Raw genomic sequence first — 25,923 nt, forward strand, 5'->3', positions numbered from 1 at the left:
ATTCGCGCACCATTTTTGCGCAGGCCTTGGAATAGAGCCAGAATGTCCCATTCTATTAAGAGAAGCGATGGCGAGAGGCCCATGATTAACGCCGACCGTCTGTTAGAATCGCGTTTTTATGACGGTGTGCAGCATTAAACAGCACACCCGTAATCCTGATGATGAGCGCCAACGCGCGAAGAGAGCCCGAATGACCGTCACCCTCAAAACCCCCGAGGACATCGCAAAAATGCGTATCGCCGGCAAACTGGCCGCCGAAGTCCTGGAAATGATCGCCGAGCACGTCAAGCCCGGCGTTACCACCGAAGAGCTGGATCGCATCTGCCACGACTATATAGTCAACGTGCAGCAGGCTATCCCTGCTCCGCTCAACTATAAAGGCTTCCCGAAGTCTATCTGCACCTCGATCAACCACGTGGTATGCCACGGCATCCCTGGTGACAAGGCTCTGAAAGACGGCGACACCCTGAACATCGACGTCACCGTGATCAAGGACGGTTACCACGGCGATACCAGCCGCATGTTCCACGTCGGTAATGTGCCGGTCTGGGCCGAGCGTTTGTCGCAGGTCACCCAGGAATGCATGTACAAGGCCATCGAAATCGTCAAGCCTGGCTGCCGCCTGGGCGATATCGGCGAAGTGATCCAGAAGCACGCTGAAAAAAATGGCTTCTCGGTGGTTCGCGAGTTCTGCGGCCACGGTATCGGCAAGGTCTTCCACGAAGAGCCGCAGATCCTGCACTACGGTCGCGCTGGCACCGGCATGGAACTCAAGGCTGGCATGACCTTCACCATCGAGCCGATGATCAACCAGGGCAAGGCCGACACCAAGGTGCTGGGCGATGGCTGGACCGCCATCACCAAGGACCGCAAGCTGTCCGCACAGTGGGAACACACCCTGCTGGTAACCGAGACCGGCTACGAGATCTTCACCCTGCGCAGCGATGACACCATCCCCCGCGTTTCGGCCTGATACTTGCGTGTTGTCACCGTTTAAACAGAAATAACCACGACAGGAATGCCAATCGATGCCGCAGGTGGATCCAGAACTTTTTGACCGTGGCCAGTTCCAGGCCGAGCTGGCATTAAAGGCAAGCCCCATTGCCGCTTTCAAAAAGGCGATCCGCCAGGCACGCGAGGTGCTCGACGAACGCTTCAAAAAAGGGCGCGATATTCGCCGTCTGATCGAAGATCGTGCATGGTTCGTCGACAACATCCTGCAACAGGCGTGGGATCAGTTCAGCTGGAGCGACCAGGCCGACATCGCCTTGGTCGCCGTCGGCGGTTATGGCCGAGGCGAACTCCACCCCTACTCCGACATTGACCTGTTGATCCTGCTGGACAATGCCGACCACGAAATTTTCCGCGATTCCATTGAGCGCTTCCTGACCCTACTCTGGGACATTGGCCTGGAAGTAGGCCAGAGCGTGCGATCGGTGGACGAGTGTGCAGAACAGGCCCGGGCTGACCTGACCATCATCACCAACCTGATGGAAAGCCGCACCGTTGCCGGCCCCGAGCATTTGCGCCAACGCATGCTGGATGTCACCAGCACCGAACACATGTGGCCCAGCAAGGACTTTTTCCTGGCCAAGCGTGCCGAGCAAAAAGCCCGCCATCACAAGTACAACGACACCGAATACAACCTGGAACCCAACGTCAAAGGCTCCCCTGGCGGCCTGCGCGATATCCAGACCCTTTTGTGGGTAGCCCGTCGCCAGTACGGGACCCTGAATCTTCGCGCCCTGGCCGGCGAAGGCTTTCTGGTCGAAAGCGAGCATGCCCTGCTCGCCTCATCCCAGGAGTTTTTGTGGAAGGTGCGCTACGCCTTGCACATGCTCGCAGGCCGCTCCGAAGACCGTCTGCTGTTCGATCATCAGCGCAGTATCGGCGAACTGCTCGGCTTTGCAGGCGATGACGCCAAGCAGACCATCGAAAACTTCATGCAGCAGTACTATCGGGTGGTCATGAGCATTGCCCAGCTCAGCGACCTGATCATCCAGCACTTCGAAGAAATCATCCTTGCCCCCGAAGACGAAGCGCCGCCAACGCCCTTGAACTCACGGTTTCAGCTGCACGATGGCTATATCGAGGCCACCAGCGATTACGTGTTCAAACGCACACCCTTCGCCATGCTCGAAATTTTCCTGCTGATGGCCCAGCACCCCGAAATCAAAGGCGTACGTGCCGATACAATCCGCTTGCTGCGCGAACACCGTTACCTGATCGACGACGATTTCCGTAAAGACATTCGCAATACCAGCCTGTTTATCGAGCTGTTCAAGTGCAAGATCGGTATCCACCGCAACCTGCGCCGCATGAACCGCTACGGCATTCTCGGACGTTACCTGCCCGAATTCGGCTTTATCGTCGGGCAGATGCAACACGACCTGTTCCACATCTATACGGTCGACGCCCATACCCTGAACCTGATCAAGCACCTGCGTAAGCTGCAATACACCCAGGTCTCAGAGAAATTCCCGCTGGCCAGCAAGCTAATGGCCAAGCTGCCAAAACCCGAGCTGATCTACCTCGCCGGGCTTTACCACGACATTGGCAAGGGCCGACACGGTGACCACTCCGAAATTGGCGCCGTGGATGCCGAAGCGTTTTGCATTCGCCACCAGTTGCCGCAGTGGGACACCCGCCTGATCGTCTGGCTGGTACAAAACCATCTGGTGATGTCTACCACCGCCCAGCGCAAAGACCTGTCCGATCCACAGGTTATCCATGACTTTGCCCAGATCGTGGTCGACGAAACTCACCTCGACTACCTTTATGTTCTGACCGTCGCGGACATCAACGCCACCAACCCGACGCTGTGGAACTCCTGGCGCGCCAGCCTGTTGCGCCAGCTCTATACAGAGACCAAGCGCGCCTTGCGTAGAGGCCTCGAAAACCCGGTAGACCGCGAAGAACAGATTCGCCAGACCCAAAGCGCTGCCCTGGACACCCTGGTGCGCAATGGCAACGACCAGGATGATGTGGAGCAGCTATGGTCGCAGTTGGGCGATGACTACTTCTTGCGCCACACCTCGGCCGACGTGGCCCTGCACACTGAAGCCATCTTGCAACAGCCTGCCGATGGTGGCCCGCTGGTGCTGATCAAGGAAACCACCCAGCGCGAGTTCGAAGGTGGCACGCAGATATTCATTTACGCACCTGATCAGCATGATTTCTTCGCCGTGACCGTGGCGGCCATGGACCAGCTAAACCTGAACATCCATGACGCACGCATCATCACCTCCAGCAGCCAGTTCACCCTCGACACCTATATCGTGCTCGACAACGACGGCGGCTCAATCGGCAATGACCCGGTGCGCATTGAAAAAATCCGCAAGGGCCTGACTGAGGCCCTGCGCAACCCGGATGACTACCCGACCATCATCCAGCGCCGGGTGCCGCGCCAGCTCAAACACTTCGCCTTCGCGCCCCAGGTGACGATCCACAACGACGCCCAGCGCCCCGTCACTGTGCTGGAACTCAGCGCCCCCGACCGTCCGGGCCTGCTGGCCCGGATCGGGATGATCTTCCTGGAGTTCGACCTGTCGTTGCAAAACGCCAAGATCGCCACCTTGGGCGAACGCGTCGAAGACGTATTCTTCATTACCGATGCAAACAACCAGCCGTTGTCCGACCCACAGCTGTGCATGCGTTTGCAGGAAGCAATCGTCGAACAACTGACGGTCAACCAGGATTCAACCCCAGAACCGTGGCGCCTTAGCATTTAACCGCCGCCGAGTGAGACCCGCACCCCATGAACAACGCTCTAAACCAGCTACAGCCTTACCCGTTCGAAAAACTGCGCGCCCTGCTTGGCAGCGTGCAGCCCAATGCCGACAAGCGCCCGATTGCGCTGTCGATTGGCGAACCGAAACACCGCTCGCCGGACTTCGTGGCCAAGGCACTGGCTGACAACCTCGACCAGATGGCGGTCTACCCGACCACCCTGGGCATCCCGGCGCTGCGTGAAGCCATCGCTGGCTGGGCCGAGCGTCGCTTCAACGTGCCAAAAGGCTGGCTCGACCCGGCGCGCAACATCCTGCCGGTCAACGGCACCCGTGAGGCCCTGTTCGCCTTCACCCAAACCGTGGTCAACCGTGGCGACGACGCACTGGTCGTCAGCCCGAACCCGTTCTATCAGATCTACGAAGGTGCAGCCTTCCTGGCGGGCGCCCAGCCGCACTACCTGCCATGCCTGGCCGAACATGGCTTCAACCCTGATTTCGACGCGGTATCGGCCGAGACCTGGAAGCGCTGCCAGATCCTGTTCCTGTGCTCACCGGGCAACCCGACCGGCGCACTGATCCCCCTCGACACCCTGAAAAAACTCATCGCCCTGGCCGACGAACACGATTTCGTGATTGCCGCAGACGAATGCTACAGCGAGCTGTACTTCGACGAGCAAACACCTCCGGTGGGCCTGCTCAGCGCTTGCGTGGCACTGGGCCGTGAAGATTTCAAACGTTGCGTGGTGTTCCACAGCCTGTCCAAGCGCTCGAACCTGCCGGGCTTGCGCTCGGGTTTTGTGGCCGGTGATGCAGAGATCCTCAAGGCATTTTTGCTGTATCGCACCTATCACGGTTGCGCCATGCCGGTTCAGACCCAACTGGCCAGCATTGCCGCCTGGAACGACGAAGCACACGTACGCACCAATCGCGACCTGTATCGCGAGAAGTTCGATGCAGTGCTGGCGATTCTGAGCCCGGTCTTGGACGTACAGCGACCGGACGGCGGGTTTTACCTGTGGCCAAGGGTTGAAGGCGACGACGCCGAATTCTGCCGCGATCTGTTCGCCGAAGAGCACGTGACCGTAGTACCGGGCTCTTACCTGTCACGTGAAGTTGACGGTTTCAACCCTGGCGCTGGCCGCGTGCGCATGGCACTGGTCGCGCCACTGGCTGAATGCGTAGAAGCCGCCGAGCGCATTCGCGACTTTATCCAGCGCCGGGGCTAACCCCCTCGCGACCCTGTAGCAGCTGCCGAAGGAACGAGGCTGCGTCCGGCGGCGCAGCCGCCGTAAGTCCGACAAATGCGGTTTATCCGTGACACCCGCATATGCCTGATTTTTCGACCGCTGCGCGCTCGAACGCAGCCTTCGTTCCTCGGCAGCTGCTACGGTTTTATCAAGCCGTTACTTCACCGTCCCCAGATTGGCCTCGCTCAAGTCCAGATCCTTGAGAATCTCGCTCAACGCGTCATCCCCGATTTCGTGATGACGCCTCAAGCTGTAAAGCTCCAGCCGCTGCGCCCTGAGCGCCTTGAGGCGTAACCGGCTTTCCAGCTGGTCCATCTGAGAAGCCAGTTCCTGGGCTTGCGCGGTGTCGTTGTAAACCTCCAACTGATGACGGTATTCGGACATGATCCGCGCCTTCAACTCAGCCGCCAATGCCGCCTCAGCGGCATCCTGCTGCCCCGCCGCATCGACCACCTCCTCGGCTTCCAGCGCGTGGATCGCCGCCTCGGCGGTACGCCGCCATGCTTCTCGCACCTCTTTGCGCATCGCATCGTCCGAGCTTTTTTCAATCCCGCGCAACAGCAAGGGCAAGGCAATACACGCCGCCACCAGCGACAGCAGAATCACCCCCGCAGCAATAAAGATCAGCAGGTCACGCTCAGGAAAATCCAGTCCCTCGTTCAGTAACAGCGGTATCGACATCACACCCGCCAGAGTGACTGCACCGCGCACCCCACCTACGGTCAACAGCCAGCACGAGCGCGCCGTCGGCACCATCGTCAGCTCGCCCTTGCCGCGCCAGCGGCGCAACAGGCCGGACAAACGCCAGATGCTCTGTACCCAGATAAAACGCAGCGCCAGCAACACCAGAAAGATCGCCACGACTTCCAGGCAGCGGTACATCAAGCTGGGCCACAGCGTGATTTCATCGCTGACCACCGCCTTGATGATGTCCGGCAGTTGCAAGCCCAACAACAAGAAGATCAGCCCGTTAAACGCAAACTCCAGCAGCGACCACACACTGCGATTGAGCAACCGGGTGCTGGTCTGGCGAGGCAAAAGGTCGAGCCAGCTCTGCATCATCCCCGCAGCAACCGCTGACAAAATGCCCGACGCCCCCAAACGCTCGGCCAGTACATAGGCGGCAAAGGGCAGCAACAGCATAAACACCACATGGGTTGCCGGATCATCCCAGCCACGGGTGATCATCCACGAGCGCAGGCGCCCCACCAGCCAGCTCAAGGCCACACCAATTGCCAGACCGCCGCACGCCACCAGAACAAATGCCACGCTGGCATTGGCCAGGGAAAACACCCCGGTAATGGCGGCCACCAACGCAAACTTGAATGTCACCAGGCCCGTGGCGTCGTTCATCAGCGCCTCGCCTTGAAGCATGTGCATCAAGGGTGCCGGCAAACGGTTTTGCGCAATGGCCGACACCGCCACGGCATCGGTCGGCGACAACACTGCCGCCAGCGCAAACGCCACCGGCAAAGGTATGGTCGGCAATAGCCAGTGAATAAAATAACCGGCGCCCACGACCGTAAACAGCACCAGCCCGACGGCCAGCGTCAAAATCGGCCCGCGCAAACGCCAAAACTCACGTTTGGGCATGCGCCAGCCATCCGAGAACAGCAGCGGTGGCAGGAACAGAAACAGGAACAGCTCCGGCTCCAGCGCAACGTGCAGGCCCAGGGTCGGCCAGGCCAGCACGGCGCCTGCAGCAATCTGCACCAGTGGCAACGGCAACGGGATTAAACGCCCCAATAGACGCGAGACACTCACCAGCATCAGCAGGATGAGGACGGTGTAGGCGGTTTGCATATCGACAAGGTTCCCAAACAATCAGCTTCTACTAGACACAGCTAGCAACATTTTTGCATTGCAGGTCATAGTAGCCGCTAGCGGCAAATCTGGAGCCTGAACATAAGTAGCAGTGCGACGACATGTCACAAGAGCATGAGATGCTCAAGCCATCCACGCCCTGGCACGCTGCACATGGCATAATCCGCGACTGCTCATTTACACGCATCTCCAAGGGGGGCAATTGCCGTGACCGATTCAAGCAAGACGTTGCACCTTTTCGGCATCAAAGCCTGCGACACCATGAAAAAGGCTCGCACCTGGCTGGATGAACATGCAGTGCGCTACGACTTCCACGATTACAAAAGCAGCGGCATCGACCGTGAACATCTGACCCAGTGGTGCAACGAGCACGGCTGGCAAGTGGTGCTCAATCGCGCAGGTACAACCTTTCGCAAGCTCGACGACGAACGCAAAGCCGATCTCGACCAAGCGAAAGCCATTGAACTGATGCTCGCCCAACCCTCGATGATCAAGCGCCCCGTGCTCGATCTCGGTGACAAAACCCTGATTGGCTTCAAGCCAGATCTTTATGCGGCGGCCCTTCTTTAAGCGACCGCCCATTTATTTTTTGTAAGAGGTAATTGCATGTCTACTACCCTGTTCAGCGCAGCCTTCGGCGTCGGCACCCAAAACCGTCAAGGCGCATGGCTGGAAGTGTTCTACGCACAACCCCTGATCAATCCATCGGCCGAGCTGATCGCTGCCATCGCACCGATCCTTGACTACACCGGCGGCAACCAGGCAATCACCTTTACTACCGCGCAAGCTGCGCAACTGGCCGAAGCCGTTAAACCGGTCGACGCGGCTCAAGCAGCCCTGCTGACCCGTCTGGCTGAAAGCCACAAGCCGCTGGTTGCAACGCTGCTGGCCGAAGACGCCGCACTGACCTCGACACCAGAGGCCTACCTCAAGCTGCACCTGCTGTCCCATCGTCTGGTCAAGCCCCACGGCCTGAACCTGGCCGGTGTGTTCCCGTTGCTGCCGAACGTGGCCTGGACCAGCCAGGGCGCCATCGACCTGAGCGAGCTGGCTGAGCGTCAACTCGAAGCACGCCTGCGTGGCGAGCTGCTGGAAGTGTTCTCGGTCGACAAGTTCCCGAAAATGACCGACTACGTAGTGCCTGCCGGTGTGCGTATCGCTGATGCGGCCCGTCTTCGTCTGGGTGCCTACATCGGCGAAGGCACGACCGTGATGCACGAAGGTTTCGTCAACTTCAACGCTGGCACCGAAGGCCCGGGCATGATCGAAGGCCGCGTTTCGGCGGGCGTATTCGTCGGCAAGGGTTCGGACCTGGGCGGTGGTTGCTCCACCATGGGCACCCTGTCGGGTGGCGGCAACATCGTGATCAAAGTGGGCGAAGGCTGTCTGATCGGCGCCAATGCCGGTATCGGTATCCCGCTGGGCGATCGCAACACGGTTGAATCCGGTCTGTACCTGACGGCAGGCACCAAAGTGGCGCTGCTGGACGAAAACAACCAACTGGTTAAAGTGCTTAAAGCGCGTGACCTTGCAGGTCAACCTGATCTGTTGTTCCGTCGCAACTCGCAAACCGGCGCGGTGGAATGCAAAACCCACAAGTCGGCCATCGAGCTGAACGAAGCACTGCACGCTCACAACTAAGCGTTTATCTGCCACTGACGGGGCCAGTTTCTGGCCTCGTCAACAGAGCCCGAACACCATGCTTTTGCCTTCTCCCTGGCGCGCTGACTTCCCAGCCATCGCCGCCTTGCAACGTCAGGACCAGACCTATCTGGACAACGCTGCAACCACGCAAAAACCCCAAGCCCTGCTCGACGCACTGACGCATTACTACGCCAACGGCGCAGCCAATGTGCACAGGGCCCAACACCTGCCGGGCGCCCACGCGACCCAGGCATTTGAAAATACCCGCCACAAAGTGACTCAATGGCTCAATGCTGGCGAGTGCGGGCAAATCGTTTTCACCCATGGCGCCACCTCGGCCCTGAACCTTCTGGCCTATGGCCTGGAGCACCACTTCAACCCGGGCGATGAAATTGTTATCAGCGCTCTGGAACACCACGCCAACTTGCTGCCGTGGCAACAGCTTGCACAGCGTAAAAAGCTGAACCTGGTGGTATTGCCACTGGATGCCGATGGCGTCATCGACCTCGATGCGGCCACGCGCCTGATCACCCCGCGCACCCGCCTGCTGGCCGTGAGCCAACTGTCCAACGTACTCGGTGTATGGCAACCCCTGCCTGCGCTGTTGGCGCTGGCCAAGGCACAGAGCGCACTGACGGTGGTGGATGGCGCGCAGGGCGTGGTCCATGGCCGCCCTGATGTGCAAGTACTGGGTTGCGACTTTTATGTATTTTCCAGCCACAAACTCTACGGTCCGGACGGGCTGGGCGTGCTGTTCGGTCGCCACGAAGCGCTGAGCTGTTTGCAGCACTGGCAGTTCGGCGGCGAGATGGTGCAAGACGCCGACTACCAGCACGCCACCTTTCGCCCCGCTCCGCTCGGGTTTGAGGCTGGCACTCCGCCGATTGCCAGCGTGATCGGGCTGGGGGCAACCCTCAACTATCTGGCCAATCTCGACCAGAACGCCATTCAAGCCCACGAAGCGGCGCTGCACGCGCTGCTGGTCGAGGGTTTGAAGCAGCGCCAGAGCATTCGACTGCTGGGGTCGCCACAACTGGCGTTGGTCAGTTTTGTGGTCGAGGGCGTGCATAACGCCGACCTGGCCCACCTGCTGACTGAACAGGGGATTGCCGTTCGCGCCGGACATCACTGCGCCATGCCGCTACTGAAAAGCTTTGGGCTGGCCGGTGCCATCCGCGTCTCGCTGGCGATGTACAACGACTCTGAAGATCTGGAACGGTTCTTCGACGCCCTCGATCAGGCCCTGGAGTTATTGCAATGACCCTGCCCGCCAACGCCCAGGCCGCGCTCGACAGCTTTGAGCACTGCAGCGGCTGGGAACAGCGCGCACGCCTGCTGATGCAATGGGGCCAGCGCCTGCCGGAATTGAACGACGCCGACAAAACCGATGCTCATCGCGTGCATGGCTGTGAAAGCCAGGTGTGGTTGGTGGGCGCACAGGTCGATGGCCACTGGCAGTTTGCTGCCAGCAGCGATGCGCGGCTGATTCGCGGTTTGGTGGCGTTGCTGCTGGCGCGAGTCAACGGTTTGAGCACCGAGCAACTGCAACAGATCGACGTGCCTGACTGGTTCAACCAGTTGGGCCTGAGCCGTCAGCTTTCACCGTCGCGCAGCAATGGCTTGAACGCCGTGCTGCAGCGGATGCGGGAAGTGGCAGGCTGAACCGCAGCGATGCCTGTAGATACTCTGTTGCCAGTCGACCCTCCCACAGTTGAAGTTTCCTTCAGACCTTGTAGCACGGCCAGAATCCTCGAAGCTCCTGCTACACCTGAACGGCCAGTTTATGACTGCTACGCAGACAATCGCAGCCTCGTGCCTCGACAGCGGCTACGGGACAACGGCAACTGTGGGAGCGAGCCTGCTCGCGAAGGTCGTTCGCGAGCAGGCTCGCTCCCACAGTAGGGCTTGACCGGCAACAGAGTATCTACAAGGATCGCATCGCACTCATGCAGGCTTGACCCGCTCCGAAGGCCGGCGCACGCCCGCCACGATTTTGTCCACCGCCTTGGTGGCCGCCACCATGCCGAAGGTCGCCGTCACCATCATTACCGCGCCAAAACCACCGGCGCAGTCGAGCTTGACGCCGTCACCGACAAAACTCTTCTGCAGGCAAATACTGCCGTCCGGCTTGGGGTAGCGCAGCTGCTCGGTGGAGAACACGCACGGCACGCTGTAATGACGGGTCATGGTGCGCGAAAAACCATAATCACGGCGCAACGTCGAACGCACTTTCGAGGCCAACGGGTCATTGAACGTACGGTTCAAGTCGCAGACCTGAATCAGTGTCGGATCGATTTGACCGCCCGCACCGCCGGTCGTGATGATCTGAATCTTGCGGCGCTTGCACCAGGCAATCAGCGCCGCCTTGGCATTGACGCTGTCGATGCAGTCGATCACGCAATCGATAGTGGGCGTGATGTACTCGGCCATGGTTTCACGCGTCACGAAATCCGCTACTTCATGAACGATGCAGTCCGGGTTGATCTGACGCAGACGCTCGGCCATCACTTCGACCTTGTCCCGACCAATGGTCGTACTCAAGGCGTGCAATTGCCGGTTGCTGTTGCTGACGCAAACGTCATCCAGGTCAAACAGCGAAATTTCGCCGACGCCGCAGCGCGCAATCGCTTCCGCGGCCCAGGACCCGACACCGCCCACACCGACGATCGCAACATGCGCCGCCTTCAGTCGTTCAAGGCCTTCCAGCCCATATAACCGGGCTACACCGGCAAAACGTGGATCTTCTGTACTCATGACCAACACCCCAAAAACCGGCGCGCATTATAGGGGGCTTGCCTTGCATTGAATATCTTTCCTACGGGCTAAGCGACCAAGCCTGCTTTAATAGTCTGTTGAGCAGAAAGATAAGCGCTACACGCAATAAATAAAGAACTTAAGTCGGCAGCAACTGCCAAACGCCCGACCTCACTCCGTCAGCTATACGGTGGGTCAGAGCACAGTGTAGGATGCGCGCCGTTTGGCACCCGCCGACCGATCTTCGTTCCACTCCCTTTGGAACCCGAAATAGTTATGTCATCGCGTAAATTTGGACTCAACCTGGTGGTGGTACTGGCCATTGCCGCCCTGTTCACAGGCTTCTGGGCGTTGATCAATCGCCCGGTCTCTGCCCCCAACTGGCCCGAACAAATCTCCGGCTTTTCGTATTCGCCGTTCCAGCAAGGCCAGTACCCGCAGAAAGACCAATACCCGACCGACGACGAAATGCGTCGCGACCTGGAGATCATCAGCAAACTGACCGACAACATTCGTACCTACTCTGTAGACGGTACCTTGGGCGATATCCCCAAGCTTGCGGAAGAGTTCGGTTTGCGGGTGACCATCGGGATCTGGATCAGCCCTGATCTGGAGCGCAACGAGCGCGAGATCCAGAAAGCCATCGAGCTGGCCAACAACTCGCGCAGCATCGTACGAGTGGTGGTGGGCAACGAAGCCCTCTTCCGTGAAGAAATCACCCCGGAGGACTTGATCGTGCTGCTGGATAGGGTTCGGGCCGCGGTCAAAGTACCCGTGACCACGTCCGAGCAATGGCATATCTGGGAGAAATACCCGCAACTGGCCAAGCACGTTGACCTGATCGCCGCTCACATCCTGCCCTACTGGGAGTTTATCCCTGTGGACAAGGCCGGTGAGTTCGTACTGGACCGTGCCCGCGACCTGAAAAAAATGTTCCCGAAAAAGCCGCTGCTGCTTTCGGAGGTTGGCTGGCCGAGTAATGGCCGCATGCGCGGTGGCGCAGACGCCACCCCGGCCGACCAGGCGATTTATCTGCGTACGCTGGTCAACACCCTGAACCGTCGCGGCTACAACTACTTTGTGATCGAAGCCTTCGACCAGCCGTGGAAGGCCAGCGATGAAGGCTCCGTAGGCGCGTACTGGGGCGTATACAACGCTGCACGCCAGCAAAAATTCAACTTTGAAGGCCCGGTGGTCGCCATCCCGCAGTGGCGCGTACTGGCCATTGGGTCGGTGGTGATGGGCTTGCTGTCGCTGGCGTTGCTTCTGATTGACGGCTCCGCACTGCGCCAGCGTGGTCGTACCTTCCTGACGTTCACCGCCTTTCTGTGCGGGTCGGTGCTGGTCTGGATCGGTTACGACTACAGCCAGCAATACAGCACATGGTTCAGCCTGACCGTGGGCTTCCTGCTTGGGTTGGGCGCACTCGGGGTGTTTATTGTCCTGCTGACCGAGGCTCATGAACTGGCCGAAGCAGTATGGACGCATAAGCGACGACGCGAGTTCTTGCCGGTCGAAAGCGACGATGCCTATCGCCCGAAAGTCTCGATCCATGTGCCCTGCTACAACGAGCCGCCGGAGATGGTCAAACAGACCCTGGACGCATTGGCGAACCTCGACTACCCCGATTTCGAAGTGTTGATCATCGACAACAACACCAAGGACCCGGCCGTCTGGGAGCCCGTTCGCGACTACTGCGCCACCCTCGGACCACGCTTCAAGTTCTTCCACGTGGCACCGCTGGCCGGCTTCAAGGGCGGCGCGTTGAACTACCTGATTCCGCACACCGCACCCGATGCCGAAGTGATTGCCGTGATCGACTCCGATTACTGTGTGGATCGCAACTGGCTCAAGCACATGGTGCCGCACTTTGCCGACCCGAAAATCGCCATTGTGCAATCGCCCCAGGACTACCGCGACCAGAACGAAAGCACCTTCAAAAAGCTCTGCTACTCGGAGTACAAGGGCTTCTTCCACATCGGCATGGTGACCCGCAACGACCGTGACGCGATCATTCAACACGGCACCATGACCATGACCCGACGCTCCGTGCTCGAAGAGCTCGGCTGGGCGGACTGGTGCATCTGTGAAGACGCCGAGCTGGGCCTGCGCGTATTCGAAAAAGGTTACTCCGCAGCTTATTCCCACAACAGCTACGGCAAAGGCCTGATGCCTGACACCTTTATCGACTTCAAGAAACAGCGATTCCGCTGGGCCTACGGTGCGATTCAGATCATCAAGCGTCACACCTCAAGCCTGTTGCGCGGTAAAGACACAGAGCTGACCCGTGGCCAGCGCTATCACTTCCTCGCGGGCTGGTTGCCGTGGGTGGCCGATGGCATGAACATTTTCTTCACCGTGGGCGCCCTGTTGTGGTCGGCGGCGATGATTATTGTGCCTACGCGGGTCGATCCGCCGCTGCTGATTTTCGCCATCCCGCCATTGGCACTGTTTGTGTTCAAGGTTGGCAAGATCATCTTCCTGTACCGCCGTGCCGTGGGGGTTAACCTCAAGGATGCGTTTGCGGCGGCACTGGCCGGGCTGGCGTTGTCCCACACCATCGCCAAAGCGGTGCTGTACGGATTTTTCACCACCAGCATTCCGTTCTTCCGCACACCTAAAAACGCCGATAACCACGGCTTCTGGGTCGCCATCTCGGAAGCACGCGAGGAAGTGTTCATCATGCTATTGCTCTGGGGCGCGGCGCTGGGGATCTTCCTGGTACAAGGCCTGCCCAGCAACGACATGCGCTTCTGGGTGGTGATGCTATTGGTGCAATCGCTGCCGTATCTGGCGGCGCTGATCATGGCCTTTCTGTCTTCGTTGCCCAAACCGGTCGACGCGGCGCAGGAACAACCTGCTGCATAAATTGACTGCAACCTCCTAAACGGCGGCCTCTGGCCGCCGTTTTGCTTTAAGATAACCGCCCTTTCTCGCCCGCCCCGCACATGCCCTGCTTCGGAGTCCACACCATGACGGCCCACGCCGACCTTTCGCCGACCCTGCAACTTGCCTGCGATCTGATCCGTCGCCCTTCCGTGACCCCGATCGACGCCGACTGCCAGAAGCTGATGATGCAGCGCCTGGGCGATGCCGGCTTCAAGCTTGAGCCGATGCGCATCGAGGACGTCGACAACTTTTGGGCCACCCACGGCAAACACGAAGGCCCGGTGCTGTGCTTCGCAGGCCACACCGACGTGGTCCCGACCGGCCCGGTGCAAGCCTGGCAAAATGACCCGTTTGACGCGCTGATCGATGAACACGGCATGCTCTGCGGTCGTGGCGCTGCTGACATGAAAGGCAGCCTGGCCGCGATGCTGGTGGCAGCCGAGCGCTTCGTCGCCGACTACCCGGACCACAAGGGCTCGGTCGCATTTCTGATCACCAGCGACGAAGAAGGGCCGGCCCATCACGGCACCAAAGCTGTGATCGAGCGCTTTGCCGCCCGTAACGAGCGCCTGGACTGGTGCATCGTGGGCGAGCCGTCGAGCACCTCTCTGGTGGGCGATGTGGTTAAAAACGGCCGTCGCGGCTCGCTGGGCGCCAAGCTCACCGTTCGCGGCGTTCAAGGCCATGTGGCCTACCCGCACCTGGCCAAGAATCCGATTCATCTGGCAGTGCCTGCGCTGACCGAACTGGCCGCCGAGCATTGGGATAACGGCAACGCCTTCTTCCCGCCGACCAGCTTCCAGATTTCCAATCTGAACTCCGGTACGGGTGCAACCAACGTGATCCCCGGTGATCTGGTGGCGGTCTTCAACTTCCGCTTCTCCACCGAATCCACGGTTGAAGGCCTGCAGAAGCGCGTGGCGGACATACTGGACAAGCACGGCCTGGACTGGCACATCGACTGGGCGCTGTCCGGCCTGCCGTTCCTGACCGAGCCGGGCGCTCTACTGGACGCGGTGTCGTCGAGCATCAAGCAAGTCACAGGCCGCGAAACCAAAGCGTCTACCAGCGGCGGTACTTCGGACGGACGCTTCATCGCGACCCTGGGTACGCAAGTCGTCGAACTGGGGCCGGTCAACGCGACCATTCACCAGGTCAACGAGCGGGTTCTGGCCAGCGATCTTGATGTACTGACCGAGATCTACTACCAAACCCTGATCAAGTTGCTCGCCTGATGCTCGCCTGCCCAATTTGCAGCGCACCGCTCAACGCGGTGGACAATGGCGTGGCGTGCCCGGCCGGCCATCGCTTTGACCGCGCCCGCCAGGGCTATTTGAACCTGCTGCCGGTGCAGCACAAAAACAGCCGGGACCCGGGTGACAACCAGGCGATGGTCGAGGCTCGCCGCGACTTTCTCAACGCAGGCCATTACGCGCCCGTGGCCAAGCGCCTGGCCGAACTGGCGGGTGAACAAGCGCCACAACGCTGGCTCGACATCGGATGTGGCGAGGGTTACTACACCGCGCAAATCGCCGAGGCCTTGCCCAACGCCGATGGCTATGCGCTGGATATCTCCCGCGAGGCGGTCAAGCGCGCCTGTAAACGCAGCCCGCAACTGACCTGGTTGATCGCCAGTATGGCCCGCGTGCCACTGGCCGATGCCAGCTGCCAGTTTTTGGCCAGCGTCTTCAGCCCGCTGGACTGGCTAGAAGCCAAGCGCCTGCTCAGTCCAGGGGGCGGCCTGATGCGCGTAGGCCCCACTCGCGGGCATTTGATGGAGCTGCGCGAGCGACTGTACGACGAAGTACGCGACTACGCAGACGACAAGCACTTGGCGCTGGTGCCCGAAGGCATGCAGTTGCAACACAGCGAGACTCTGGAGTTCACCCTCAGGTTGAGTGAGCCCCAAGACCGCGCCAACCTGCTGGCCATGACCCCCCATGGCTGGCGCGCCAGTGCCGAGCGTCGTGCCCAGGTCATCGAGCACCCGGAGCCTTTAGTGGTGACGGTGTCGATGCGCTACGATTACTTCGTGCTCCAATAACCAACTTTACGGTCAAGGGCACACGCCCTTGACCCGATTAATCCGCGAGTGGATTTTTCAGACCCGCAGTGAGGACATCCATGCGCCAACCCGATATCGAGATTTACCTGAAAGAAGCGGTCACCTACAAAGACGTCGAAGCCTGGCTGGCAGACGTGCTGGGCCCGTGCACCGAATGGAAAAAGAAAGGTGAAACCTGGAAGTGCACCGCTGGCGACGTACCCGTGACCTGGATGCCAAAAGCCGTCGGCAAATGGAACAGCCTGTACCTGGACAGCGACAAAACCCCATGGGAAGACGACATTGCCTGTGCCAAGGCCGCATTTGAGGCGCTGAAGATCGAAGTGCGTTGCGCGCCGGGCAGCTGGGTCGAGGAACAGGGCGAGGCAGATGCCGATCGCTGGATCCGCATCAGTGAAGACGGCCAGGAAGAAATCACCTGGAAAACCGGTTCCTGAGTTGCAAACAACACCCTGTAGCCGCTGCCGCAGGCTGCGTTCGAGCGCGAAGCGTTCGTAAAATCTGAACCCGCGGTGTATCAGATTCACCGCGACCACCGATTTACGACGGCTGCGCCGCCGAACGCAGCCTGCGGCAGCTGCTACAGGTTTGGCGGTTACAAACCCACTACATCTTCAGCCTGCAAGCCCTTGTCACCTGTGACCTGGGTGTACTCGACCTGCTGGCCTTCAGCCAGGCTGCGATGGCCTTCACCGCGAATGGCGCGGTAATGCACAAACACATCAGCCCCGTTTTCACACTGAATAAAGCCGTAGCCCTTGGCGTCGTTGAACCATTTCACACTGCCTGTTACGCGCGTTGTCATGGATACTTTCCCCCTTTTTATTATTGATCGGGCTCGTTAATTGGCCCTTTGAGAACTATCGTTTGAACCTGATGCTTCAATACTGGCTCTTGCGCGGTACCGCGAAAGACCTCCGAGTATAAGTCAGGCAAAAAAACACTCAATCAATATTAGTTCGTCGCTTTTTTGCCGATTTTCGGGAGATACGGCACACTACCCGGCCGAGTAAACGCTCGTTTAATCCACTAACGCAGAAGCCGTATGACCCCCTCCCCATTCCGCCGCCTTGTATTTGGTGCCCTGCGTCGCTTGCTGTACCTGTGGGTGCGCTCGGAGACCATTAATCAGTCTTCCCTGACCCTGAACCTGGATCGCAGCCGACCCGTGTTCTATGTACTGCAATCGCCCTCGCTGACCGAACTGGCCGTGGTCGATGCCGAATGCTCAAAGGCCGGCCTGCCGCGCCCGGTATTGCCGGTTGCAGTGGGAGAGATGATTGAGCCTGCCGCCTTCTTCTACCTGACCCCCGAGCCCGACTGGCTGGGTCGTCAGGACAAGCGTGGTGCTCCGCCAACCTTGACTCGTCTGGTCGACGGCCTTACCCACAACCCGGCCGAGGATGCGCAAATCATTCCGGTCAGCGTGTTTTGGGGGCAGTCACCCGACAGCGAATCCAGCCCCTGGAAACTGCTGTTTGCTGACAGCTGGGCTGTCACCGGGCGCTTGCGCCGCCTGCTGCGCATCCTGATTCTGGGCCGCAAAACCCGCGTGCAGTTCTCGGAGCCGATTCACCTGCGCGAACTGGTCGATCTCAACAAGGGTCATGAACGCACCGTGCGCATGGCCCAACGTATTTTGCGCGTGCACTTTCGCAACCTGAAAACCGCCACCATCGGCCCGGATCTGTCGCACCGTCGTAACCTGGTCAAGGGACTGGTCAACGAACCCGCCGTGCGTCAGGCGATCCTTGATGAAGCCGAACGCGAAAACATCTCGCCGGACAAGGCCCGTGCCCAGGCACTGCGCTACGCCAATGAAATTGCCTCGGACTACACCTACACCGCGATCCGTTTTTTTGAAGTGCTCCTGAGCTGGTTCTGGAACAAGATCTACGACGGGGTCAAGGTCAACCATATCGAGAGCGTGCAAAAGGTCGCCCAAGGTCACGAGATCATTTACGTGCCGTGCCACCGTAGCCATATCGACTACTTGCTGCTGTCCTACCTGCTGTTTCGCAACGGCCTGACCCCGCCGCACATCGCCGCCGGGATCAACCTCAACATGCCGGTGCTCGGCCGCCTGCTGCGCCGTGGCGGGGCGTTTTTCATGCGCCGCACGTTCAAGGGCAACCCGCTGTACACCTCGGTGTTCAACGAGTACATGCACACCCTGTTCACCAAGGGCTTCCCGGTGGAGTACTTCGTCGAGGGTGGCCGCTCGCGCACCGGGCGCATGTTGCAACCGAAAACCGGGATGCTGGCCATTACCGTGCGCAGTTTCTTGCGTTCTTCCCGTACGCCGATCGTGTTTGTCCCGGTCTATATCGGTTACGAGCGTGTGCTCGAAGGCCGCACCTACCTGGGCGAACTGCGCGGCGCCAGCAAGAAGAAAGAGTCGATTTTCGACATCTTCAAAGTGATCGGCGCCCTTAAAAAGCAGAAGTTCGGTCAGGTGGCGGTCAACTTTGGTGAACCGATCAAACTCGCCGAGTTTCTTGAACACGAGCAACCGGGCTGGCGCCAGCAGGAGCTTGCGCCACTGTATCGTCCGGACTGGCTGAGCCAGACCACCAATCGCCTGGGCGAAAAAGTTGCCCAGCACCTGAATGAAGCGGCGGCCATCAACCCGGTGAATCTAGTGGCGCTGGCCCTGCTTTCAACCACCCGGCTGGCACTGGACGAACAGGCCATGGCCCGGGTGCTGGATCTGTATCTGGCCCTGTTGCGCCGTGTCCCCTACTCGCCTTACACCACCTTGCCCGAAGGCGATGGCAAGGCGCTGATCAACCATGTAAAGGACATGAACCTGCTTGCCGAGCAAAGTGATGCGCTAGGCAAAATCCTCTATCTGGATGAGCAGAACGCGGTACTTATGACTTACTACCGCAACAACGTGCTGCATATTTTTGCATTGCCTTCATTGCTGGCCAGCTTCTTCCAAAGCGCCTCGCGCATGAGCCGCGAGCAGATCCTGCGCTACACCCACGCGCTGTATCCGTACCTGCAGTCAGAACTGTTTATCCGCTGGTCAGCAGAAGAGCTGGACGGTGTGGTCGATCAGTGGCTCGAATCCTTTGTCGAGCAAGGCTTGTTGCGCCTTGAGAACGGCGTGTACCTGCGCCCTGCGCCGAGTTCGCGACACTTTGTGTTGCTGACGCTGCTGTCCAGAAGCATTGCGCAAACCCTGCAACGCTTCTACATGGCGATTTCTCTGCTGCTCAACAGCGGGCAAAACACCCTGAGCGCCGAGGAACTGGAAGACCTGTGCACCATGATGGCCCAGCGCTTGTCGATTCTGCATGGCCTCAACGCCCCGGAGTTCTTCGACAAGAGCCTGTTCCGCCACTTTATCCAGACCTTGCTCGAAGAAGACGTACTGCGCCGCGATGCCAACGGCAAGTTGAGCTATCACGAACTGCTTGGCGAACTGGCCGAAGGGGCTGCCAAACGTGTGTTACCGGCCGAAATCCGCCTGTCGATACGCCAGGTTGCCTTGCACCGCAGTGAAGACACCCAAGAGCAGCCACCGCTATCGCTCGAAAAGATATCTTGAAGGAGAAACCCATGAAAAAAGTACTTTTACTCAGCCTCACCGCCCTGCTGGGAGCCTGTAGCGCTCTGACCTCGACCCCGCAAGCCTCCCTCGATGGCGAAGTGTTCTACCTGCAACGTATCGCCCTGCCGCCTACAGCTACACTTGAAGTTAGCTTGCAGGATGTCTCGCTGGCCGACGCTCCAGCGGTGACCCTTGCCAAGCAAAGTGGCCAAATCAAGGGCCAGGTGCCGTTGCCGTTTCATCTGACCTACGACCCGGCACAGGTTAAACCTGGCCACACCTACGCGGTGAGTGCGCGCATTGAGCAAGACGGCAAATTGCTGTTTATCACCACTGAGCGCAACAGCGTCGACCTGAATGCAAAAACCCAGCAACCACTACGTTTGCGTGTAGATCAAGTCGCTCATTGATTCCACGCAAACAGGGAGTTCCCCATGCTGCGCCCTTCTCTACGTTTTGCAGGCCTGTGCGCAGGCCTGCTGATTTCGGCTAACACCCTGGCGTTGTCGTTGAGCGATTTATCGCAAAGCGACGCCACAGGGGGTCTTAAAGATGCCCTGACCCAGGGCGCACAAATTGCAGTCAAGCAACTGGGGACTCCTGGTGGTTTCAGCAACAACCCTGAGGTCAAGATCGAGTTGCCGGGCAACCTTGGTAAGGTCGCGAAAACGATGAAGCAGTTCGGCATGGGCGATCAGGTCGAGCAGCTTGAAACCAGCATGAACAAAGCCGCTGAAGCGGCCGTGCCACAGGCGCAGGCGCTGTTGGTCAATGCGGTGAAAAACATGAGCGTGGCAGATGCCAAGGGTATTTTGAGCGGTGGTCAGGACTCTGCCACCCAGTACCTGAACAAAAGCAGCCGAGCGCAGATCCGCGCCAAGTTCCTGCCTATCGTCAAGGCCGCCACGGACAAGGTCGGTCTGGCCCAGCAGTACAACTCTTTCGCCGGGCAAGCCGCCACGCTGGGTGTGGTGGACGCCAAAAGCGCCAACATTGAAAGCTACGTGACCGAAAAAGCCCTGGATGGTTTGTTCGAAATGATCGGCAAACAGGAAGAAACCATTCGCCAGAATCCGGCAGCGGCTGCTACCAGTTTGGCGAAAAAGGTGTTCGGAACGCTGTAACCCTTGTGAAGGCGGGCTTGCCCGCCTCCACAATAATGGGTACCCAGGCCCGGATGATCTGAGCCACACAAACCCTGTGGGAGCCGGGCTTGCCCGCGATGGCATCAGCGCAGTCATCCAGATACACCGCGCCGCCTGCATCGCGAGCAAGCCCGCTCCCACAGGGGCGTCAAGCCTCAGCTGGCTTCTTGACCTTGAACCACGCCGCGTACAGCGCTGGCAAGAACAGCAGGGTCAATGCAGTCGCCACTATCAGCCCACCCATGATGGCAACCGCCATCGGACCGAAGAACACACTGCGTGACAGTGGAATCATCGCCAGCACCGCCGCCAGTGCAGTCAGCACAATCGGGCGAAAACGCCGCACCGTCGCTTCAATAATCGCCCGCCACGGGTCCAGCCCCGCCGCCTTGTCCTGCTCGATCTGATCCACCAGGATCACCGAGTTGCGCATGATCATCCCCGACAACGCAATGGTGCCCAGCATCGCCACAAAGCCGAACGGCTTGCCGAACAGCAGCAGGAACAGCGTCACACCGATCAGCCCCAACGGCGCCGTCAGGAACACCATCACCATGCGCGAGAAACTGCGCAGCTGCACCATCAACAGGGTCAGCACCACCACGATAAATAGCGGTACACCGGCTTTCACCGAGTCCTGGCCACGGGTGGAGTCTTCGACTGTGCCGCCCACGTCCAGCAGATAGCCATCCGGCAGCTCGGCGCGAACACCCTCAAGGGTCGGCAGAATCTGCTCCACCAAGGTCGCCGGTTGCTCCTTGCCATAGATGTCCGCACGTACGGTCACGTTCGGCAGGCGGTTACGGTGCCAAATGATGCCCTCTTCAAAGCCATATTCCAGCGTCGCGATTTGCGACAGGGCAACACTCTGGCCGTTGTCGGTCGGCACTGCCAGGCTAGGCAGCAATGCCAGTTCGGTGCGTTCCTGAGGCGTGCCGCGCAACAGGATTTCGATCAACTCGTTGTCTTCGCGGTACTGGCTGACGGTGGAGCCCAGCAATGTGCTTTGCAAAAAGCGCGACAGGTTGGCCGTGCTCACACCCAAGGCCCGTGCCCGGTCCTGATCGATATTGAGATACACCACCTTGCTCGGTTCTTCCCAGTCCAGGTGCACATTCACCACATGGGGATTGTCGCGGACCTTGGCAGCCACCTTGCGCGCCAGCGCCCGGACCTCTTCGATGTGTTCGCCCGTCACCCGGAACTGCACCGGATAGCCCACAGGTGGACCGTTTTCCAGTCGCGTGACGCGAGAGCGTACTGTCGGGAATTGCTCGTTAAGGGTGTCAATCAACCAGGTGCGCAGGTCTTCCCTGTCCTCAATGGTCTTGGCCAGCACCACAAACTGGGCAAAGCTGGCCGCTGGCAACTGCTGATCCAGTGGCAGGTAATAGCGTGGCGAGCCGGTCCCGGCATAAGCCACATAGTTGGCGATACCCGGGTGATCCTTGAGCAGTGCTTCGAGCTGTTTGACCTGATCGGTGGTATTGCTCAACGAAGCGCCTTCGGCCAGTTTCAAGTCGACCATCAATTCCAGCCGGCTGGATGCCGGAAAGAACTGCTGCGGAACAAACTTGAACAGCACGACCGACCCCAGGAACAGCAACGCGGTGAGTGTTATAACGGTTTTGCGTCGGGTGACACACCACTCCACCAACCGTCGAACCCGCTGATAAAACGGTGTCGCGTAAGGGTCGGGAGCACCCGCGCCCGAACCATGCTTGGCGGCATGAATTTTTGCCAGATCCGGCAGTAACAGCGCGCCCAGATACGGCACAAACACCACCGCCGCAATCCACGACGCCAGCAGGGCAATGGTCACTACCTGGAAGATCGAGCGGGTGTACTCACCCGTGCTCGACTGCGCCATGGCAATCGGCAAAAAGCCTGCGGCCGTGATCAGGGTACCGGTGAGCATCGGGAACGCGGTGCTGGTCCAGGCAAAGCTCGCCGCTTTCAGCCGGTCATAGCCCTGCTCCATCTTGATCGCCATCATTTCCACGGCAATGATCGCGTCATCCACCAACAAGCCCAGCGCCAGCACCAATGCGCCCAGTGAGATCTTGTGCAGGCCAATGCCGAAGTAATGCATGGCAGCAAACGTCATCGCCAACACCAGCGGAATAGTCAGCGCCACCACCATGCCAGTGCGCACACCCAGTGAGAAGAAGCTGACCAACAACACGATAACCAGTGCTTCGACCAGCACTTGAACGAACTCGCCGACACTGGTTTTCACTGCCGCGGGCTGGTCGGAGACCTTGCCCAATTGCATCCCGGCCGGGAGGTTTTTCTGGATTCGTTCGAACTCGGTATCAAGCGCCTTGCCCAGTACCAGGATATCGCCACCGTCCTTCATGGCCACGGCCAGACCAATCGCATCGTGGCCCATAAAGCGCATACGCGGCGCCGGTGGATCATTAAAACCACGACGCACATCAGCCACATCACTGATACGAAAAGTGCGCTCGCCCACGCGGATCGGGAACCGTTCGATCTCCTCTACCGTCTTGAAATTACCGCTGACGCGCAGTTGCACACGCTCTGACGGTGTTTCAAAGAAACCTGCAGTCGAGACCGCGTTTTGTTCCTCAAGGGCTTGTTGCACAGCGGCCAGCGGCAAACCCAGGGTTGCAAGCTTGAGGTTGGACAGCTCGATCCAGATTTTTTCGTCCTGCAGCCCCAACAACTCAACCTTGCCTACATCCTTGACCCGTTGCAGCTGGATCTGGATACGGTCGGCGTAGTCCTTGAGTACCGCGTAGTCGTAACCTTCACCGCTCAGGCTGTAGATATTGCCGAACGTGGTACCGAATTCATCGTTGAAAAACGGCCCCTGAACATCAGGTGGCAAGGTGTGACGGATATCACTGATCTTTTTGCGAACCTGATACCACAGCTCCGGAATCTGATTCGAATGCATCGAGTCGCGGGCCATAAAGGTCACTTGCGACTCGCCAGGGCGCGAGAACGAAACAATGCGCTCGTACTCACCGGTCTCCATCAGCTTTTTTTCAATACGTTCGGTGACCTGGCGAGAGACTTCCTCTGCCGTGGCACCCGGCCACAGGGTCCGAATGACCATGGCCTTGAAGGTGAACGGCGGGTCTTCGCTTTGCCCTAATTTGGTGTAGGAGAGCCCGCCGACAATCGCCAGCAACAGCATCAGGAACAGGACGATCTGGCGATTGCGCAATGCCCAGGCAGAAAGGTTAAAGCCCATGGGGGTTACTCCTTGGCCGAAACATTGATTGCCCGATTGGAGCGATCAATTGGCCGCACCTCCTGCCCGGGATGCAGCACATGCACACCGGCAGCGACGATCCAGTCATCGGCCTTGAGGCCTTCGAGTACCGGCACGCTCTTTTCGCCAAAAGGCCCCACCCGCACCGGCACTTGCTCAAGTTTGTTGTCCTGGCCGACACGCCACACGTAAGCCGAGCCGTTCTCGGCAGTCAAGGCCGACAGAGGCACCGACAGAGCACTCGCGCCTTCACCTTCAATAAAGACCCGGGCACTTTGGCCCAGTTCGGCGGGCACCTTGCCAGAGGTGAACGTGATGCGGGCAGCAAAGGTACGTGACTTCGGATCGGCCGACGGCGACAGCTCGCGGATGCGTCCGCTGAAACGCTGGCCGGGTTGCGACCACAACTCAACCGCTACCGGCAAACCGATCTTGAAGCGGCCAAAATCCTGTTCGGGCAAGCTGATCAAAACTTCACGCTCACCATCGGCAGCCAGGGTGAACACTGTTTGTCCGGCATTGACCACCTGCCCGACTTCGACCTGACGCTGGGCGATTACGCCATCTTGTGGAGCGCGCAGCACCGCATAGCTCGCCTGGTTACTGGCCACATCCTGCTCGGCCTTGAGCTGCTGGAGCTTGGCAACGCCTGAGCGGTAGAGGTTTTCGGCGTTGTCGAACTGCGAACGGCTGACCATCTGGCGATCCAGCAAGGTCTTGTAGCGGTCGCGTTCAGCACGCACCAGATTCAGGTTGGCTTGCCCGGCAGCCACTTGAGCACGGGTAGCGTCCAGTTGCAGACGCACGTCTTGTGGGTCCAGCTCTGCCAAGGGCTGATTGGCCTTGACCCGCTCACCTTCGTCCACCAGACGCCTGGTGACTTTGCCGCCAATACGAAACGCCAGTTGCGGGTCGAAACGTGCACGTACTTCACCCGGATAGCTCTGGCTTGCCAGCGTTGAAGGCTGCGGATGCACCACCATCGCCGGGCTGATGCTGATTTTTGCAGGCTCTTGCTGCCCACACCCAGACAATAAAAAAACCAGACAGACAGGCACAGCGCGGGGCAAGGCATGGCGCAACATGTGGACGACCTTTCGCTAATGGGGCTTGGAATATTTATACTGGCTGCATGTTATTAATACTAAACTCACCAGTCCAGTAATAAACGGATATGTCTGACAATCCTTTACCCCCCAATGCACTCGGCCGCCCCAAGGACCTGGCAAAACGCCAGTCGATCCTTGACGCCGCCAAATCCCTGTTTTTGACCAAGGGCTACGCCAACACCAGCATGGATGCGGTTGCAGGCCTGGCAGGCGTGTCAAAACTCACGGTCTACAGCCACTTCACTGATAAAGAGACGCTGTTTTCTTCGGCGATCATGTCCAAATGCACCGAGCAATTACCGGTTCTTTTTTTTGAATTGCCCGCAGGCAAGCCGATCGAAGCGGTGCTGTTGAATATCGCCCGAGGCTTTCAAGTGCTGATCAACAGCGAAGAATCGCTGAACCTGCACCGCCTGATGGTCACCCTGGGCAGCCAGGACCCGAAGCTGTCGCAGATTTTTCTGGAGGCCGGGCCCGAACGCGTGGTGCACGAGATGGAGGGGCTGCTGCGCAAGATGGACCAGAGCGGCGCGCTGCGGATCGACGATCCTCACTACGCGGCGGAACACTTCTTCTGCATGCTCAAGGGCGCCCCCAACTTTCGCCTGCTGTTTGGCGGCGGTGAACCGCTGGCGCCGCAGGAAAGCGAGGCCCATGCGCAGGAAGTGGTGGGGATGTTCATGCGGGCGTATCGACCTGAGTAAAGCCCCCC

Annotated in this window: 20 protein-coding genes; 15 read left to right on the forward strand and 5 right to left on the reverse strand. The window is 59.3% G+C overall.

Translation table 11 applies throughout. The features are described 5' to 3' along the window. Positions 1–118: 118 nt before the first annotated feature. From map to dapC, 3 genes are read left to right on the forward strand one after another with little or no spacing between them, the layout of a single operon-like run. On the forward strand, positions 119–973 hold the full coding sequence (map, locus tag RGV06_RS09170; RefSeq protein WP_322149853.1) for a type I methionyl aminopeptidase: 855 nt from the start codon (positions 119–121) through the stop codon (positions 971–973). A 55-nt stretch (positions 974–1,028) separates the two neighbouring features. Continuing rightward, positions 1,029–3,731 (forward strand): [protein-PII] uridylyltransferase, encoded by a 2,703-nt coding sequence (locus RGV06_RS09175; protein ID WP_019822183.1) that lies wholly within the window; start codon positions 1,029–1,031, stop codon positions 3,729–3,731. 26 nt (positions 3,732–3,757) lie between these two features. Beyond that, a complete protein-coding gene (dapC, locus tag RGV06_RS09180) occupies positions 3,758–4,957 on the forward strand; it encodes a succinyldiaminopimelate transaminase (RefSeq protein WP_046809199.1) in 1,200 nt (399 codons plus the stop codon). A 177-nt stretch (positions 4,958–5,134) separates the two neighbouring features. Here dapC and RGV06_RS09185 read toward each other — a convergent pair whose 3' ends face one another. Continuing rightward, positions 5,135–6,781 (reverse strand): Na+/H+ antiporter, encoded by a 1,647-nt coding sequence (locus RGV06_RS09185; RefSeq protein WP_019822178.1) that lies wholly within the window; start codon positions 6,779–6,781, stop codon positions 5,135–5,137. Between the two features lie 282 nt (positions 6,782–7,063). On the opposite strand from RGV06_RS09185, the gene RGV06_RS09190 reads away from it, so the two are divergent. From RGV06_RS09190 to RGV06_RS09205, 4 genes are read left to right on the forward strand one after another with little or no spacing between them, the layout of a single operon-like run. Beyond that, entirely contained in the window at positions 7,064–7,372 is a 309-nt protein-coding gene (locus RGV06_RS09190; protein ID WP_228795906.1) for an arsenate reductase, read from the forward strand. A 36-nt stretch (positions 7,373–7,408) separates the two neighbouring features. Further along, complete coding sequence (gene dapD / locus RGV06_RS09195) at positions 7,409–8,443, forward strand: 2,3,4,5-tetrahydropyridine-2,6-dicarboxylate N-succinyltransferase (RefSeq protein WP_048351378.1); 1,035 nt, start codon at positions 7,409–7,411, stop codon at positions 8,441–8,443. Positions 8,444–8,501: 58 nt separating this feature from the next. Continuing rightward, on the forward strand, positions 8,502–9,707 hold the full coding sequence (locus tag RGV06_RS09200; RefSeq protein WP_046809202.1) for a cysteine desulfurase: 1,206 nt from the start codon (positions 8,502–8,504) through the stop codon (positions 9,705–9,707). Continuing rightward, positions 9,704–10,108 (forward strand): SufE family protein, encoded by a 405-nt coding sequence (locus RGV06_RS09205; protein ID WP_322149854.1) that lies wholly within the window; start codon positions 9,704–9,706, stop codon positions 10,106–10,108. Before RGV06_RS09200 ends, RGV06_RS09205 begins: the two co-directional genes overlap by 4 nt. A 282-nt stretch (positions 10,109–10,390) precedes the next feature. Here RGV06_RS09205 and tcdA read toward each other — a convergent pair whose 3' ends face one another. After that, positions 10,391–11,200 (reverse strand): tRNA cyclic N6-threonylcarbamoyladenosine(37) synthase TcdA, encoded by an 810-nt coding sequence (tcdA, locus tag RGV06_RS09210; RefSeq protein WP_048351376.1) that lies wholly within the window; start codon positions 11,198–11,200, stop codon positions 10,391–10,393. 276 nt (positions 11,201–11,476) lie between these two features. On the opposite strand from tcdA, the gene RGV06_RS09215 reads away from it, so the two are divergent. From RGV06_RS09215 to RGV06_RS09230, 4 genes are all read left to right on the forward strand, one after another. Continuing rightward, positions 11,477–14,068, forward strand: a complete 2,592-nt coding sequence (locus RGV06_RS09215) for a glycosyltransferase (RefSeq protein ID WP_046809203.1) — start codon at positions 11,477–11,479, stop codon at positions 14,066–14,068. Between the two features lie 104 nt (positions 14,069–14,172). After that, positions 14,173–15,324, forward strand: coding sequence for a succinyl-diaminopimelate desuccinylase (gene dapE, locus RGV06_RS09220; RefSeq protein ID WP_046809204.1), 1,152 nt, complete (start codon positions 14,173–14,175; stop codon positions 15,322–15,324). Continuing rightward, complete coding sequence (locus tag RGV06_RS09225; protein WP_019822161.1) at positions 15,324–16,133, forward strand: putative RNA methyltransferase; 810 nt, start codon at positions 15,324–15,326, stop codon at positions 16,131–16,133. The genes dapE and RGV06_RS09225 overlap by 1 nt, the downstream gene beginning before the upstream one ends. A gap of 80 nt (positions 16,134–16,213) precedes the next feature. After that, a complete protein-coding gene (locus RGV06_RS09230; protein WP_019822159.1) occupies positions 16,214–16,591 on the forward strand; it encodes a hypothetical protein in 378 nt (125 codons plus the stop codon). A 158-nt stretch (positions 16,592–16,749) separates the two neighbouring features. On the opposite strand, the gene RGV06_RS09235 is transcribed toward RGV06_RS09230, so the two are convergent. Continuing rightward, positions 16,750–16,959, reverse strand: a complete 210-nt coding sequence (locus RGV06_RS09235) for a cold-shock protein (protein ID WP_019822157.1) — start codon at positions 16,957–16,959, stop codon at positions 16,750–16,752. A 240-nt stretch (positions 16,960–17,199) separates the two neighbouring features. On the opposite strand from RGV06_RS09235, the gene plsB reads away from it, so the two are divergent. The 3 genes from plsB to RGV06_RS09250 are packed head-to-tail and all read left to right on the forward strand — an operon-like array spanning position 17,200 to position 20,837. Next, positions 17,200–19,710 (forward strand): glycerol-3-phosphate 1-O-acyltransferase PlsB, encoded by a 2,511-nt coding sequence (gene plsB / locus RGV06_RS09240; protein ID WP_019822155.1) that lies wholly within the window; start codon positions 17,200–17,202, stop codon positions 19,708–19,710. 11 nt (positions 19,711–19,721) lie between these two features. Beyond that, the gene (locus RGV06_RS09245; protein WP_322149855.1) at positions 19,722–20,123 is read left to right on the forward strand and encodes a YbaY family lipoprotein; all 402 of its coding nucleotides are present in this window, start codon (positions 19,722–19,724) and stop codon (positions 20,121–20,123) included. A gap of 24 nt (positions 20,124–20,147) precedes the next feature. Then, positions 20,148–20,837, forward strand: a complete 690-nt coding sequence (locus tag RGV06_RS09250; protein ID WP_048351374.1) for a DUF4197 domain-containing protein — start codon at positions 20,148–20,150, stop codon at positions 20,835–20,837. 169 nt (positions 20,838–21,006) lie between these two features. Here RGV06_RS09250 and RGV06_RS09255 read toward each other — a convergent pair whose 3' ends face one another. Together RGV06_RS09255 and RGV06_RS09260 are read right to left on the reverse strand one after the other, a co-directional pair. After that, entirely contained in the window at positions 21,007–24,081 is a 3,075-nt protein-coding gene (locus RGV06_RS09255) for an efflux RND transporter permease subunit (protein ID WP_322149856.1), read from the reverse strand. 5 nt (positions 24,082–24,086) lie between these two features. After that, positions 24,087–25,187: an efflux RND transporter periplasmic adaptor subunit gene (locus RGV06_RS09260; protein WP_046809700.1), complete on the reverse strand. Its 1,101-nt coding sequence runs from the start codon at positions 25,185–25,187 to the stop codon at positions 24,087–24,089. An 89-nt stretch (positions 25,188–25,276) separates the two neighbouring features. On the opposite strand from RGV06_RS09260, the gene RGV06_RS09265 reads away from it, so the two are divergent. Further along, complete coding sequence (locus RGV06_RS09265; protein ID WP_019822146.1) at positions 25,277–25,915, forward strand: TetR/AcrR family transcriptional regulator; 639 nt, start codon at positions 25,277–25,279, stop codon at positions 25,913–25,915. The last annotated feature ends 8 nt before the right edge of the window (positions 25,916–25,923 follow it).

The sequence above is a fragment of the Pseudomonas sp. CCI3.1 genome (genome assembly GCF_034313985.1).
GTDB lineage: Bacteria > Pseudomonadota > Gammaproteobacteria > Pseudomonadales > Pseudomonadaceae > Aquipseudomonas > Aquipseudomonas psychrophila.